Origin of the sequence: Oceanicaulis sp., from assembly GCA_040112665.1 — a bacterium.
Lineage (GTDB): Bacteria > Pseudomonadota > Alphaproteobacteria > Caulobacterales > Maricaulaceae > Oceanicaulis.
The window spans coordinates 581,275-595,679 of the sequence record CP157796.1 but is presented as its reverse complement, the minus strand read 5'-3'; the positions used below and the strand labels follow the sequence as shown (position 1 = coordinate 595,679).

The window sequence follows — 14,405 nt, the reverse complement described above, 5'->3', positions numbered from 1 at the left end:
GCCCGAGATAAGGAACGCGACCTTATGAATATGCGCAACATCCTCGTCTGGGCGATCCTGCTGGTGCTGCTCCTGGCGCTGTTCAACCTGCTCCAGGGTCCCTCCCAGCCGGCGGCCACCGACGAGCTGAACTATTCGCGCTTCATGGACCAGGTCGAGGCCGGCGAGATCCGCGAGGTCACGATCCAGGGCGAGACGATCACCGGCGAGACCGCGGCGGGCAACACCTTCCGCACCACCGTGCCGGCCGACGCCAACGTCACCGCCGCGCTGCGCGAGAACGAGGTGGAGATCACCGCCCGTCCCGAGAACGAAGGCGGGATGAGCCTTCTGGGCGTGCTGATCAGCTGGTTCCCCATGCTGCTCCTGATCGCGGTGTGGATCTTCTTCATGCGCCAGATGCAGGGCGGCGGCCGCGGCGCGATGGGCTTCGGCAAGTCCAAGGCGAAGCTGCTGACCGAGAAGACCGGCCGGGTCACCTTCGAGGACGTCGCCGGCGTCGATGAGGCCAAGGAAGAGCTCCAGGAAGTCGTGGAGTTCCTCAAGGACCCCTCCAAGTTCCAGCGCCTGGGCGGCAAGATCCCCAAAGGCGCGCTGCTGGTCGGCCCTCCGGGCACCGGCAAGACGCTGATCGCGCGCGCGGTCGCGGGCGAGGCGGGCGTGCCCTTCTTCACCATTTCGGGCTCCGACTTCGTGGAGATGTTCGTCGGCGTCGGCGCAAGCCGGGTGCGCGACATGTTCGAGCAGGCCAAGAAGAACGCGCCCTGCATCATCTTCATCGACGAGATCGACGCGGTCGGCCGGGCGCGCGGCGCGGGTCTGGGCGGCGGCAATGACGAGCGAGAGCAGACGCTGAACCAGCTCCTTGTGGAGATGGACGGCTTCGAGGCCAACGAGGGCATCATCATCATCGCGGCGACCAACCGGGCCGACGTGCTGGACAAGGCGCTGCTGCGCCCCGGCCGTTTCGACCGCCAGGTCACCGTGCCCAATCCAGACATCACGGGCCGGGAGAAGATCCTGAAAGTGCACATGCGCGAAGTGCCGGTCGGCGACGACGTCGATCCCAAGGTCATCGCGCGCGGCACGCCGGGCTTCTCGGGCGCGGATCTCGCCAACCTCGTCAACGAGGCCGCCCTGATGGCCGCGCGGCGCAACAAGCGCATCGTCGGCATGGCCGAGTTCGAGGACGCCAAGGACAAGGTCATGATGGGCCCCGAGCGCCGCTCGATGGTGCTCACCGCCGACCAGAAGGAAAAGACCGCCTATCACGAGGCCGGTCACGCCGTCGTCGGCCTCAGCCTGCCGCTGTGCGATCCCGTCTACAAGGCGACGATCATCCCGCGCGGCGGCGCGCTGGGCATGGTGGTCTCCCTGCCCGAGATGGACCGGCTGAACTGGCACAAGGACGAGTGCCGCCAGAAGCTCGCCATGACGATGGCCGGCAAGGCCGCCGAAATCCTGAAATACGGCGCCGATCACGTCTCCAACGGTCCGGCCGGCGACATTCAGCAGGCGACCCAGCTCGCCCGTGCGATGGTCCTGCGCTGGGGCATGTCAGACAAGGTCGGCAATGTCGACTACGCCGAGGCGCACGAAGGCTATAACGGCCAGACGCCGGGCTTCTCGGTGTCGGCCCGGACCAAGGAGCTGATCGAGGAAGAGGTTCGCCAGCTCGTCGACGACGCCTATCAGGAAGCCGTGCGCATCCTGGAAGAGCGCCGCGAGGACTGGGAGAAACTCGCCCAGGGGCTCCTGGAATACGAGACGCTGACCGGCGACGAGATCACCAATCTCCTCAAGGGCCAGCCGCCGGAACGCGACACCAGCGTGCCGCCGAAATCGGACAAGACCCCGCCCTCGGGTGCGGTCCCGGTCATCGAAGACGAGGACGAGGAAGCCCCAGGCGGCCTCACCCCCAAACCTGGCGGCGCGTAAACCCCGCCAGCCCTGAAAAAGAGCCCGCCCGGAGCGCTTCCGGGCGGGCTTTTTTGCGGCTGGCGGCTGGGGCCGGGGTCGATCGAGCCCCGCCCCTGGCTTCCCGTGCGACCGGAGGGAGACACGGGACCTACCGCATGCGCTCAGCAACGTGGCTGAGTGTTTCCGGTGGATCCCGGCTCAGCGCGCTGACGCGCTTGGCCGGGAAGCGAGGAGAGGGCGTCTCAACCTCGTCATCCCCGCGGAAGCGGGGGTGAGCGCTGGTCCGCGTAGCGGATCAAAGGGTCTGGGAGACCCTTTGAAAGCAGCGAACGGGTCGGCAGATCCAGTGCGGCCTCGCCGCTGCTTTACGATCACCTGGGTTCCCGCTTTCCCCGCCTTCGCGAGGACATGCCGCAGGAATGACGATGGGTGGCTGCTTTCCAAAAACCCGAAGCGTCGGTGCGTGCGCGCCCTATCCTGCACGAGGTCCCTGTGTATCGGTCGTGTGCCATGATGATTGCGGGACGGAGGCCGATAGGTCCCCGGGCGGTCGAGCCCGAGAGCCGGCTCAGGCCCCGTCCCGCTTGCACATCAACAACCTGAACAGTTGCACGAGGCTGGTTGCAACAGACCTCGCACCACAGGGACAGGCACGATGACTTTACCTGATCGCTACGTCGGATGCGACGTGTCCAAGCTCTGGCTGGACGTTTTCGACCCCGCCCAGGGCCGGGCGTGCCGCATCCCCAACACCTCCGCCGACGCGGCCCGGCTGGCCGCCTCGATCGCCGCCACCGGCGGCTTCGTCGTCTTCGAGGCGACGGGTGTGTATGACCAGGCTCTGCGCGCCGCGCTGCATGCGGCCGGTGTTCAGAACGCGCGCATCAACCCCACCACCGCCCGGCGCTTCGCCCAAGCCACCGGCCGCAAGGCGAAGACCGACGCGCTGGACGCGGTCGTGCTCGCAGATCTGGGCGCCCGGCTCAGGCCTGCGCCTGACCCCGCGCCGTGCCCGCACCGTGAACGGCTGGGCCGGCTCGGGCTCAGGCGCGACCAGCTGGTCGCCGCCCGCAAGGACGAGATCATCCGGCTGAAGGCGACCGGCGAGCCGATCCTGATCGACAGCTTGAAGGCGCACATCGCATGGCTGGACGGCGCGATCTCGGCCATCGAGCGCGAGATCGCCGTCCTGATCGCGGCCACCGAACTCAACGACCAGGCCCGCCTGCTCGCTACCGCGCCGGGCGTTGGGCCGGTCACTGCGCAGGTGTTGCTCGCGCTGATGCCCGAACTGGGCGCCAGCACCCCCAAGCGTCTCGCCGCGCTCGCCGGGCTGGCCCCGTTCAACCACGACTCAGGTCAGCTCAAGGGAAAGCGCTGCATCTCCGGCGGGCGGCGGCGCGTGCGATCCGCCCTGTTCATCGCCGCCATGATCGCCGCAAGGCTATGCCCGGACCTGAAAGCCTTCGCTGACCGCATCCAGGCGCAGGGAAAGCCCAGAAAACTCGCCCTCATCGCCGTCGCCAGAAAACTCCTCACCCGCCTGAACGCCATGCTTAGAGATCAAACCGCCTACAGCACCGCATAACAGTTGCCGGCTCTTCCCCCGGATCAGGTCCGGGGGTTCGGCCGGGAATTCAGGGCGGTGGGGCGGTCGTTATCCCCGGCCTTATCCGCCTCTTTCGCGCCGCCGGTATACTTCTCCCCCTCTTCACCCGGTTAAGGCGGCGGTCGCGACGCGTCACGGTCGGGGTGAGGGGCGGTGTCCGGCGGGGCGGCCGCTTCAGCCTGGGGAAATCCCCGGGCTGGATGCGAGGCGGCGGTCTTTCCGGGGTGACCGAGGTCGAAATCCCGGCGAAGCGCGCCCAAACCCCGCAATGGCCCACCCCGGCGTGACCGGGGCCGGCTGAGCGGGGCGAAGCAAGCCATACCCGCCGGGCTATACAGCAACCGTAAGGTATCGGCCCGTACTCACAGCACCGGGCGCGGGCGTTTCGTCCGGCTCTTGAACCTTCGCAATTGCGTTCGGCCGAACGGCCGCCCGCGCCGACCGTCTTCTCTCATCGCCTCGCGCAAGATCTGCGGCGAGGGTTTCGGCGCTGGGGCGGGTCTGTCGCGCACCGCCGCGCGGAACCGCGCCGTCGTCCTGTCGTTCGCGGAGTCCCCTTCGAACGACAGGAGCGCCCCATGACCGGCGATCGCAAAGAGCTTCAGGGCGGACCGCCCGCGCAAAAGCAGGACCGCCAGCCCGGCCGGGAGGCCGAGATGGACCCCAGGCCCGATTACACCCCGCGCTATCCCGGCTCGGGGCGGCTCAAGGGCAAGCGTTGCCTCATCACCGGGGCGGATTCGGGCATCGGCCGGGCGGTCGCGGTGCTGTTCGCCCGCGAGGGCGCGGACATCGCCTTCGGCTATCTCGACGAAGACGAGGACGCCGAGGAGACCAGACGCCTGTGCGAGGCCGAAGGCGCGAACGTGTACATGCACAAGGGCGATCTGGGCGAGGAAGAGACGGTGTTGAGCTTCGTTCAGACCGCGATCGACCGGCTGGGCGGGATCGACGTTCTGGTCAACAACGCCGGCGAACAGCACGTGCAGGGCGATGTCGAGGACATCAGCGCCGAGCAGTTCGACCGTACCTTTAAGACCAACGTGCGCAGCTATTTCCTGATGGTTCGGCACTGCCTGCCGCACATGGACGAAGGCTGCGCCATCGTGAACACGGTGTCGGTCACCGCCTATCGCGGCATGCCGGTGCTGATCGACTACACCGCCTCGCGCGCGGCGACGGTGGGGCTCACCCGCGCGCTCGCCAAGCAGCTTTCCAGCCGCGGGATACGCGTGAACGGCGTCGCGCCGGGGCCGGTGTGGACCCCGCTCATCCCGGCGAGCTTTTCCGAAGATCAGGTCGAGAGCTTCGGCACGAATTCCGAAATGGGCCGTCCCGGCATGCCCAACGAAATCGCGCCGAGCCATCTGTTCCTGGCGTGCGAGGATAGCTCCTTCATGAGCGGTCAGGTGCTTCATCCCAACGGCGGAGACGTCGTAGGCGGCTAGCCGCCTTCTATCCTCTAGGCGGCCGCTTTTCGGGCGGGGCTTGATCATTCGGCGAAAACCAAATGATATATCATTTGGAAAAGCGGGCCGGACAGCGGCCCCGCCAGGAGGAGACGCCGATGAAAACCCTGATCGCCGCGCTCGGCGCGAGCGTGTTCGCCCTCACCGCCGCCTCGGCCCAGGAGCGCCTGAGCTTCGACGATCCCGAGGACGTGCTGGAGATGAACCGCAAGATGGGCTGCTCCACCGTCGACGGGGAGGCGGTCACCTATTACTGGAACGGGTACGCGTATTCCCGCCGTCAGGGCGAGCGCGACCGGCGCCTGTTCCGGGTCGAGGGGATGAACACCCGCGCCTGCGTGAGCGTGACCCATCCCGAGTACGGCCCCGGCTACAAGATGGTGAGCCGGGAGCTGCTGCTCTATCTCGACCCCGAAACAGGCGAGATCCTGTCCACCTGGGACAATCCCTGGACCGGCGAGACGGTGGACGTGCTCCACGTCGCCAACGACCCGGTGAACTTCGAGAGCTATCTGAACGGCCCGCGCGGCCCGGCGCAGTTTCGCGGCCAGATCCAGGGCGACGACTGGTGGCAGACCATCACCGTGCCGCTCTTCTACCCGAACCCGCTGGCCAGCGAATTCCAGGCCGAGATCGGCGGCGTCTATCACGCCACGGAGATGTTCAACTATTTCGGCTCGGTCGAGGATCTGACCGATCCCACTCGCACCACCGCGGACACCGAGGTGGGCTGGGTGCGCCAGTCCGACTGGCTGCCCTGGATGAAGATGCAGGGCCGCGACGGGATCATCTATTTCCACACCGCCGGCACCAAGCTCGACAGCTGGGACGAGCTGCCTCAGTTCTTCAAGGACGAGATCGCCGAGCACTATCCCGAGTACACCACCCCGCCGCCGCTGGACGACGACCGGGAGAACGTCACCAGCTGGATCTATTACCGGGACGTGGCGCGCGGCGAGATCGAAGCGCCCGACCGGAACTGAAGACCGAAACACCGGGCCGCCAGCGCTGCTGGCGGCCCGTTTTTGTCACGTAAATGCAACACTCCGCGCCGGACGAGGCCCGATCGGCCAGACCGGAGCGGCTTGTTCGGACAAAATGGTATACCAATAGGGTCGAGCCCCGCCCGACATGGCCGAGACGCCGGCGGCGGGACGATCAGCAGAGCGGCTCGAAACAGGCCGCGCAGGGGAGAGCGACAGGTGAAGAAACTTACCCTTCTGACGTCCGCAGCGGTCATGGCGATCGCCGGTCTTTCCGCTCCGGCGCTCGCGCAGGACGGCTCGGCGCCCGAGCCAGGCGCGTCTTCAGCCCGCACAAGCGACGTGATCACCGTCACCGCCCGCCGCCGCGAGGAGAGCCTGCTCGACGCTCCGGTCGCGGTGAGCGCCTTCGGCGAGGACGACATCCGCAAGCTCGGCATCGAGAGCGTGGACGACGTCGCCCGCTTCACTCCGGGGCTGAGCTTCTCCGCCGCCTTCGGCCGCACCACCGAACGCCCGGTCGTCCGCGGCCAGTCGAACGTGCTCGCCGGCGTGCAGTTCGGCGTGGAATCAGGCACCGCCTACTTCCTGGACGGTATTTATTATTCCGGTCCGATCTCCGCGCTCGATCCCAATGATCTCGAGCGCGTCGAAGTGATCAAGGGTCCGCAATCGGCGCTCTACGGCCGGAACACCTATGCGGGCGCAATCAACTACGTCACGCGCGGCGGCACCGACGAGTTCGAAGCCGATCTGCGCCTGCGTGCGGGCAGCCATGACGAGCGCGAAATCGCTGCGCGCGTGTCCGGGCCGCTTGTCGCTGACCGTTTGGGCTACTCGATCTCAGCCCGCCACTATGAGTACGGCGGCGAGCACACCAACCTCGTGACCGGCGAGAAGGTCGGTCAGGAAAGCTCCTTCAACCTCTCCGGCACGATCGAAGCGAGCTTCACGCCGAACTGGGATGTCCGGCTGCGCGGCATGTATTTCAAGGACGACGACGGCACGCTGCCGATCTTCCTGCAGCCGTCCGAAGCGAACAATTGCTCGCAGGGCTGGGCGTCGCTGTCGCGTTACCCGCTGTCGGGCTCGACGAACGACAACCAGTATTTCTGCGGCGTGATCCAGCCCGCCCCGGTTCAGCTCAACACCGGTCCCGGCCCGATCATCCCGGTGGACGGGGTTCCGCCCAACGCCATCCTGCCCTTCCTGGGTTCGCCCTACTCCACCGCCGACGGCACGGCCTTCGACGGGCTGGAGCGCGACGGGGTGATGGGCTCGGTCCAGTCGAGCTGGGATATCGGCGGGTCGGGCTATGTGCTCGAAGCCTCCGCCTCGTCCTGGACGCAGGACCGCAAGTTCGGCACGGACTCCGACCACACCAGCGTGAACTGGTTCGCGAGCGGGCCGGGCTCTGAAGCGTTCTTCGCGCTGACCGAGCGCAAGGAGCAGGGCGATTACTCCTTCGAGGCCAAGCTCTCCTCGCCGGTCGACCGCGCCTTCCGCTGGATGATCGGGGCGTTCTACTACGACTTCGAAGAGACCACCTACGATCTGACGTTCGCCAGCCCCGAGATCGGGGATCTGACGACCAATGTGGGCACGACCAACCAGGCGATCTTCGGCCTGATCGAATACGATCTCATGCCGAACCTCACCGCGACGCTCGAAGCGCGCTGGGCCGAGGAAGAAAAGACCCGGACCGAGTTCGGCGCCGGCGGCGCGGTCAGCCTCGAGCAGGAAGGCACGTTCGACAGCTTCACCCCGCGCTTCACGATCGACTGGCAGACCGATATGGGCCTGATCTACGCGGTTTACGCTCAGGGCGTGAAGCCGGGCGGCCTGAACGGCTCTCTGGGCGCGGGCGTGGGCTCGGACGTCTACGAGCAGGAAGAGTCCGACAATTACGAGCTGGGTTACAAGAACACCCTGCTTGGTGGCGACGCGGTCCTGACTGCGGCGGGCTTCTTCATCGAGGCCAGCGACGTGCAGGTCACCCGTGCCGTCAGCGCGCTGGGCGGCGGCGGCGCCACCTCGATCGCGGTCAACCAGGGCGCGGCCGAGATCTGGGGCCTCGAACTGGCCTGGAACCACTCGCCGGTCGACTTCTTCAATTACGGGGTCACCTACGCCTGGACGAACCCCGAGTTCACCGAGGGCTGCGACGACTTCCAGTGGACGCTGACCTCGGGCGGCGGCGTGCTCGATCCCGGCTCTACCGCGCCGGGCACTGGGACGGAGTTCTTCGGTCAGACCGGCAATTGCGACATTTCCGGCAAGCAGCTCCCGCTGACCTCGGAGCACCAGTTCGCCGCCTTCGGCGAATTCCGGGCCCCGCTGGGCGGCGGCTGGGAGTGGTTCGCCCAGTCCGACCTGACCTACGAATCCTCGAAATACGTCCAGGTTCACAACCTGGCCGAAACCGGCGACACCACGCTGATCGGCGCGCGCCTGGGCGTGGAGACCGAGTCGATGACCTTCTCGCTCTGGGGCCGCAATATCGGCGACGAGGACTCCATCATCATGGCGACCCGCTGGGGCCAGACGCCGTACCACAATCTCGGCGCGCTCTCGACGAGCCCGGATATCGCGCCTCCGGGCGCCGCGCGCGGCTTCCTGCCCACCCGCGCCTTCTTCGCAAACCTGCGCCGGGGGCCGGCCTACGGCGTGGAAGCGCGCCTGCGCTTCTAATCGGCCCGGGGTGGTCTGAAGGGGGAACGGCCGGGCCTTCGGGTCCGGCCGTTTCATTTCAAGGGAAAGGGACCCGCCATGCTGTCAGCTCTCATCGCCGCCGCTGCGCTGCAGGCGGCCGACCCGTCCGCACCTGCGCCGCCGAGAGCCGTTCAGGACGCCGACTTTGCGATGTTCCTCGACTGGTTCGAAGGCCGGTTCGACAACGACCGGCAGGTGTTCTTCGCTGAAGAGCTCGGCGTGCCCGAAGACGTCAGGCACGAGCGCATCCACTCGATCTTCCGGCCGGTCGACCTGCCCGCCTTCGGCGCACACGTCTTCTATGTCGAGCAGTATTCGAACGCCGATCCAGCGAACATCTACCGCCAGCGCATCTACGTCTTCGAACCGGTCTATGAGACCGGCGAGATCCGGCTGGACATCCACGCTCCCGCCGATCCCGACAGAATCGCCGGCGCTCATCTCGATCCCTCGAAGCTCGAAGGGCTGACGCCTGAGGCGGCGACCGCCTACCCGCAGTGCGCGGTCTACTGGCGGCGTCAGGAGAACCAGTTCGTCGGCGAGACGCGGCGCGGGGAATGCCGGGTGGAGAGCCGGCGCTCGGGCCGCACGCTCGTGATCGAGGACGATCTGGTGCTCACCGACGGGGCGATCTGGATCCGCGACCGGGCGGAGACCGACGAGGGCGATTACGTCTACGGCAATCGCGCAGGCATCCCCCACAAGCTGCGCCGGGCGCGGCCGTTTTCGTGCTGGGTCGCCGTGCTGCGCGGCGCCGAACACGGCGATAGCGGCGAGGGCGCGCCGCCTTCGGCCTGGGATTTCCGCCGCGACGTGTTCATCCACGATCAGGGCGGCCGCGCGCAGATCACCACCGACGAGGACCCGCCGCGCTTGGTCGAATTGCGCCTGCGCGACGTGGACTGGCCGGACGCCTCGCGCCGGGCTTCGCTGACGCTCTACGTGCACGAGGCGGGCTCGAACCGCGCGGCGAGCTACGCCTGGACCGAGGGCGGGGCGGACCGGATCGGGATCAATCTGCGCTGGTTGCAGGCGAGCTGCACGCACACGCCGAACCTGTGGGGGGAAGGCGCCAACACGGCGGCGCCGGGCTAGGTCTTGCAGCCGGTCCGCTGCGGGGCTAGCTCCTGACCCAACTCAGGGAGCCCGCCATGACAGACGACGATCTCATCCCCGACACCTCCGAACCCGACGCGCTTGAAGACCCCAGGGGCCGGGTGCTGATCGTCGCGGGCTCGGACAGCTCGGGCGGCGCGGGGATCCAGGCCGACATCAAGACCGTCACGGCTCTGGGCGGGTATGCGGCGACGGCCGTCACCGCGATCACCGTTCAGACCACGACCGGGGTCTCGGCCGTCCATCCCGTTCCGCTGGACATCCTGAAAGGTCAGATCGGGGCGGTGCTGACCGATATCGGCGCAGACGCGGTCAAGACCGGCATGCTCGGGACCGAAGAGACGATCGACGCGGTGATCGAGGCGCTCGACGCCCACGGCGATCCCGGCGTGCCGCTGATCGTCGATCCGGTAATGGTCGCCGCCTCCGGCGCGCGCCTGATCGACGAAGGCGCGGTCAGGGCGATCGCCGAACGGCTCGTGCCGCGCGCCCGGCTGATCACGCCCAACGCGCCCGAAGCCGCCGCGCTGACCGGGATCGAGGTCGAGGACATGGACGGCCAGCGCGCCGCCGCCGAGGCGCTGATCGAAGCCGGCGCTAAAGCCGCGCTGGTCAAGGGCGGCCATCTCGAAGGCGGCGACGTCATCGACGTGCTGGCCACCAGAAACGGCGTGCGCCTGTTCACGCGCCCGCGCATCCGCACTCGGCACACGCACGGCACCGGCTGCACGCTGGCGAGCGCGATCTCCGCGCTGATGGCCCAGGGCCTGTCGCTCGACCGCGCGGTGGAGCAGGGCGGAGATTACCTCCACGAAGCGATCCGCCGCGCGCCGGGCTTCGGAAAAGGCTCCGGACCGGTCCATCACGGCTGGACCGTCTCAGGCGGTTTCGGCGCCGCGCCGGTGCGCGAGGGCTAGCGGTTCGGCGTGCGCCCTGATCTCGGCTTCGCGTTCCCGCGCCGGGCGATGAAGACGCCGGCGAGGATGATCGCGAGGGCGAGATAGGCGATCGGGCCCATCTCCTCGCCGAGCAGCACGCCGATCACGGCGGCGACCACCGGCACGGCGTAGTTCACCAGCGCGATGAAGGCCGCGCCGACCTGCCGGGCGATGCCCATGTAGACGATCGAGGCGAGCGCTGTGGGCAGAAGCCCCAGGGCCGCCACCGCCGCGATCGAGGCGAGGCTCGGCGCGGGCAGGGGCGCGGTGAGGAGATCGAACAGCGCGAGCGGCAAAGCGAGCACGGCGGCGGCGACGAGGCTTCCCGCCGCGGCGACCGAAGGGCTCGTCTCGGGCGCGGCCTGGTACATGATCGCGTTCGTGGCGTAGCTCAGCGTGGCGGCGAAGATCAGCGCCTGGCCCAGAAAGCTCGCGCTCAGAAGCCCCTGCACCGCGCTGGGCCCCATCAGCAGCACCACGCCGGCGAACCCGGTCAGAAAGCCCGCGAGCTTCCACGGCGTGAGCTTTTCATTGGGCAGGACGAAATGCGCCGCCGCGATGATGGCGAGCGGGGTCATGCCCATCAGGATGCCCGCCACCCCGGACGGCACCACCTGCTGACCCGCCGCGATCAGGGTGAAGGGCAGGGTGTTCCCGAAGAACCCCAAACCTGCGAACCACAGCCAGCGCCGGTCGCTCAGCGGCGGCAGGGGCCGGCGGCGATGAAGCGTGAAGGCGGTCAGCACCACCGCGCCCAGCGCCAGCCGGCCGAAGGCGACGAGGCTGGGCGGCAGGGTCTGCACCCCCACCGCGATGAAGGCGAAGGCGGACCCCCAGACCAGAGCGAGCACCGCGAGCCCGCCCCAGCCCTTCACGCCGGGCGCGTCAGGGCTCATGAAAGCTCGGCCCGGACCGCGGCGACCAGACGCTCGATGTCGTCCTCGTTCGTATAGACATGCGGGCTGATCCTCAGGCGCGGGCCGCGCTGGGAGACGTGTACGCCGCGCCCCCTCAGCCGCGCGGCGAGATCGCCCGGCGCGCCGTCCGGCAGGCTGAGCGAGAGGTAGTGGCCCGCCCGGTCCGGCACGTCGTCGGAAAAGCCGAGCCCGGCCAGTTCGTCTGCGATCTTCGCATTGAGCCCGGCGAGACGGTCGGCGATCGCCTCAGCCCCGATGCGGCCGAGAAACTCGAGCGAGGCGCGAGCGGCGGGGACGAGCTGATGGTTGGATCGCTCGCCGGAATCATAGCGCCGCGCGCCGGGCGCGTAGCCGTCCTTATAATCGATGAGCCCCGCGAAATTCTCGCTGCCGGCCCGATTGATCCAGTTTTCTTCGAGCGGCCGGCCTTCGATCCGGCGAGGCGCGAGGTAGAGAAACCCGGTCGTGTAGGGGCAAAGCAGCCATTTATACGCTGCGGCGACGGCGAAATCGGGATCGCAGTCGGCCACGTCGAACGGCTGCACGCCGAGCGACTGGGTGAGGTCGAGCACCAGCGCTGCGCCCTGGGCTTTCAGAGCGGCCGACACGGCTGAAAGATCGATCCGCCCGCCGTCGATCCAGTGGATGGCGCCGCAGGCGAGCAGGCCCGTCGCCGGTCCGATCGCGGCGATGAGGGCCTCGGTCCAGCTTCGCCCCGGCTGACGGGCGACGGTCCGGATGCTCGCGCCGGTCTCCGCGGCGAGCCGGCGCCAGGGATAGACGTTGGAGGGAAACTGACCGTCCAGCAGAACGATCTCCTGGCCGGCTTCGAGTGTGAGATTGTTCGCCGCGACGGCGAGGCCGTAGCTGGCCGCCGGGACGAGCGCGACCGCCTCGGGGCTCGCGCCGAACAGGGCCGCGCCCAGGGCGCGCAAGGCTTCGGGCGAGTCGAAGAATTGCTGGTCGGTGGTTTTCAGCCAGGGCCGGGCGCGTTCGGCGAACGCGGCCTGGCCCGCTTCGATCGCGACGCGGGGCATCGGGCCGATCTGGGCGGCATTAAAATATGCCTCGTTTGAAGGCAGATCGAAGGCGGACCGGAAATCCTCAATGCTCATGCGGGCGAGCGGTAGGCCGGGCCGGACGAGGGGTCAAGCACAGCTGCATAATCCCCACGCCGCTACTGAGATAATATCGGGTATTCGCCTCTACCCCATGTTACGGTTCGGCAATGCGGCGTCTGAAGATGCAGGTCAAGCCGCTGACCGGTCTGGAGTTTTCATGCGCGCCACCATCGACCGCCTCATCGAGGGCGGGGCCGTAAAGGTGGGCGAAGACGCCTTACCGCGCGCCATACTCGACCAGCTTCCGGTCGGGATCGCCATCAATCGCGCCAGCGACGGCACATGGATCTACCATAACGCCGAGGCCGAACGCATTCTCGGCCGTCCCCCCACCGTGGTGAGCGGATACGACAGCTATGGCGGGATTGAAGCCTACGACATCGACGGCGCCCGCATCGCCGCCGACCGGTTCCCGATCGTGCGCGCCTCGCGCGGCGAGGAGACCGTGCGGTCCGAGTATGTCAAGATGGCCCGGCCCGACGGCGCGCTGATCGAACTGAAAATTTCCGCCACGCCCGTTCGCGACCAGACCGGCAGGACGGTCTACGGCCTGGCCGTGTTCGAGGACGTCACCGCCGTGCGCGACATCGAACGCCAGCGTAACGCGACCGAGGCGCGCCTGGCGCAGGTGCTCGAAGCGACGAATGACGGCGTGTTCGTCGTCGACGCGGACTGGACCGTGACCTTCATGAACGGCCAGGCGCGCGAGATGCTCGCCGGCGGGCGCGACCTCGTCGGCAAGAATCTCTGGGAGTCGTTTCCCGGCTCTGAGGACACCGCCTTCTTCAAGGCCTACCGGGCCGCGATGGAAGACGGTCAGCCGCGCAGGGTGGAGGACACCTACGCGCCTTTCGGGGCCACTTACGAGGCGTGGGCCCAGCCCAATCCCGACGGCGGGCTTTCGGTGTTCTTCACCGACGTCACCGAAGATCGCGCCAATGAGGCCGCCCGCGAAGCGCTGACCCGCGAGCTCGATCACCGGGTGCGCAATCTGTTCCTGCTGGTCAGCGGCATGACCCGGATGGGCGCGCGCCAGCACGACGACGTCGCCGCCTTCGCCAAGGAGCTCGACGGGCGGCTTCGCGCGCTCGCCGAAGCCCACGACCTCATCAAGCCCGCCGTCACCGGCACCGCCCTCAGATCCGAAGCCTGCGTGCGCACGCTGCTGGATACGGTGCTCAAGCCCCACACCCGCGGCGCGGTCACGATCGACATCAGCGGCGAAGGCGTGCGGCTGGGGCCCAAGGCGGCCGCCGACATGGCGCTGGTGCTGCACGAACTCGCCACGAACGCGGCCAAGTACGGCGCGCTGAGCGAAGACGGCGGCCGGCTCGAGATCGAGATGGCGTGCGAAGGCGATCACTGCACGATCAGCTGGCGCGAGCACCGGCCGGGCGGGCTCTGCGAAACCACGGGCCGCGGCGGGTTCGGCGCCGGCCTGGTGCAATCGGTCGCCTCGGCGAAGCTCGGCGGCGAGCTCAGGAGCGAGACCGGCGAAAGCGGGCTTCACCATCACATGCGATTCCCCGTCGCGCGGCTGTCGGCCTGAGGCGCGGAGCCTCAAGGCGGTTGAACCCGACGCGCTCGCGGCGTACCGCTTGAGCCTCGCCGACCGGAGAC

At 68.1% G+C, this 14,405-nt stretch carries 10 protein-coding genes; 8 read left to right on the top strand and 2 right to left on the bottom strand.

Annotation, left to right across the window (positions count from 1 at the left end; translation table 11 throughout):
- Positions 1-24 precede the first annotated feature (24 nt).
- The 7 genes from ftsH (at position 25) to thiD (ending at position 10,726) form a co-directional block, all read left to right on the top strand.
- Entirely contained in the window at positions 25-1,938 is a 1,914-nt protein-coding gene (ftsH, locus tag ABL308_02860) for an ATP-dependent zinc metalloprotease FtsH (GenBank protein ID XBQ16823.1), read from the top strand.
- A 637-nt stretch (positions 1,939-2,575) separates the two neighbouring features.
- Positions 2,576-3,508 carry an IS110 family transposase gene (locus tag ABL308_02855; protein ID XBQ16822.1) on the top strand — a complete coding sequence of 311 codons (933 nt, stop codon included), beginning with the start codon at positions 2,576-2,578 and terminating at the stop codon, positions 3,506-3,508.
- Positions 3,509-4,107: 599 nt separating this feature from the next.
- Positions 4,108-4,977, top strand: coding sequence for an SDR family oxidoreductase (locus ABL308_02850; GenBank protein XBQ16821.1), 870 nt, complete (start codon positions 4,108-4,110; stop codon positions 4,975-4,977).
- Positions 4,978-5,096: 119 nt separating this feature from the next.
- Positions 5,097-5,981: a DUF1838 family protein gene (locus ABL308_02845; GenBank protein XBQ16820.1), complete on the top strand. Its 885-nt coding sequence runs from the start codon at positions 5,097-5,099 to the stop codon at positions 5,979-5,981.
- 219 nt (positions 5,982-6,200) lie between these two features.
- Positions 6,201-8,672 (top strand): TonB-dependent receptor plug domain-containing protein, encoded by a 2,472-nt coding sequence (locus ABL308_02840; GenBank protein XBQ16819.1) that lies wholly within the window; start codon positions 6,201-6,203, stop codon positions 8,670-8,672.
- 78 nt (positions 8,673-8,750) lie between these two features.
- Positions 8,751-9,788, top strand: coding sequence for a chromophore lyase CpcT/CpeT (locus tag ABL308_02835; protein XBQ16818.1), 1,038 nt, complete (start codon positions 8,751-8,753; stop codon positions 9,786-9,788).
- A gap of 56 nt (positions 9,789-9,844) precedes the next feature.
- On the top strand, positions 9,845-10,726 hold the full coding sequence (gene thiD / locus ABL308_02830) for a bifunctional hydroxymethylpyrimidine kinase/phosphomethylpyrimidine kinase (protein XBQ16817.1): 882 nt from the start codon (positions 9,845-9,847) through the stop codon (positions 10,724-10,726).
- On the opposite strand, the gene ABL308_02825 is transcribed toward thiD, so the two are convergent.
- Together ABL308_02825 and ABL308_02820 are read right to left on the bottom strand one after the other, a co-directional pair.
- Positions 10,723-11,643, bottom strand: coding sequence for a DMT family transporter (locus ABL308_02825; protein XBQ16816.1), 921 nt, complete (start codon positions 11,641-11,643; stop codon positions 10,723-10,725). The genes thiD and ABL308_02825 overlap by 4 nt on opposite strands.
- Positions 11,640-12,701: an aminotransferase class V-fold PLP-dependent enzyme gene (locus ABL308_02820; protein ID XBQ16815.1), complete on the bottom strand. Its 1,062-nt coding sequence runs from the start codon at positions 12,699-12,701 to the stop codon at positions 11,640-11,642. Before ABL308_02820 ends, ABL308_02825 begins: the two co-directional genes overlap by 4 nt.
- Before the next feature lie 241 nt (positions 12,702-12,942).
- On the opposite strand from ABL308_02820, the gene ABL308_02815 reads away from it, so the two are divergent.
- The gene (locus ABL308_02815; GenBank protein ID XBQ16814.1) at positions 12,943-14,334 is read left to right on the top strand and encodes a PAS domain-containing protein; all 1,392 of its coding nucleotides are present in this window, start codon (positions 12,943-12,945) and stop codon (positions 14,332-14,334) included.
- The last annotated feature ends 71 nt before the right edge of the window (positions 14,335-14,405 follow it).

Excerpts from the sequence above, each read along its gene's own strand:
- ABL308_02815 (XBQ16814.1), top strand. The coding sequence starts at position 12,943 with ATGCGCGCCACCATCGACCGCCTCATCGAGGGCGGGGCCGTAAAGGTG.
- ABL308_02825 (XBQ16816.1), bottom strand. The coding sequence starts at position 11,643 with ATGAGCCCTGACGCGCCCGGCGTGAAGGGCTGGGGCGGGCTCGCGGTG.
- ABL308_02855 (XBQ16822.1), top strand. The coding sequence starts at position 2,576 with ATGACTTTACCTGATCGCTACGTCGGATGCGACGTGTCCAAGCTCTGG.
- thiD (XBQ16817.1), top strand. The coding sequence starts at position 9,845 with ATGACAGACGACGATCTCATCCCCGACACCTCCGAACCCGACGCGCTT.
- ABL308_02820 (XBQ16815.1), bottom strand. The coding sequence starts at position 12,701 with ATGCCCCGCGTCGCGATCGAAGCGGGCCAGGCCGCGTTCGCCGAACGC.
- ABL308_02845 (XBQ16820.1), top strand. The coding sequence starts at position 5,097 with ATGAAAACCCTGATCGCCGCGCTCGGCGCGAGCGTGTTCGCCCTCACC.
- ftsH (XBQ16823.1), top strand. The coding sequence starts at position 25 with ATGAATATGCGCAACATCCTCGTCTGGGCGATCCTGCTGGTGCTGCTC.
- ABL308_02850 (XBQ16821.1), top strand. The coding sequence starts at position 4,108 with ATGACCGGCGATCGCAAAGAGCTTCAGGGCGGACCGCCCGCGCAAAAG.
- ABL308_02835 (XBQ16818.1), top strand. The coding sequence starts at position 8,751 with ATGCTGTCAGCTCTCATCGCCGCCGCTGCGCTGCAGGCGGCCGACCCG.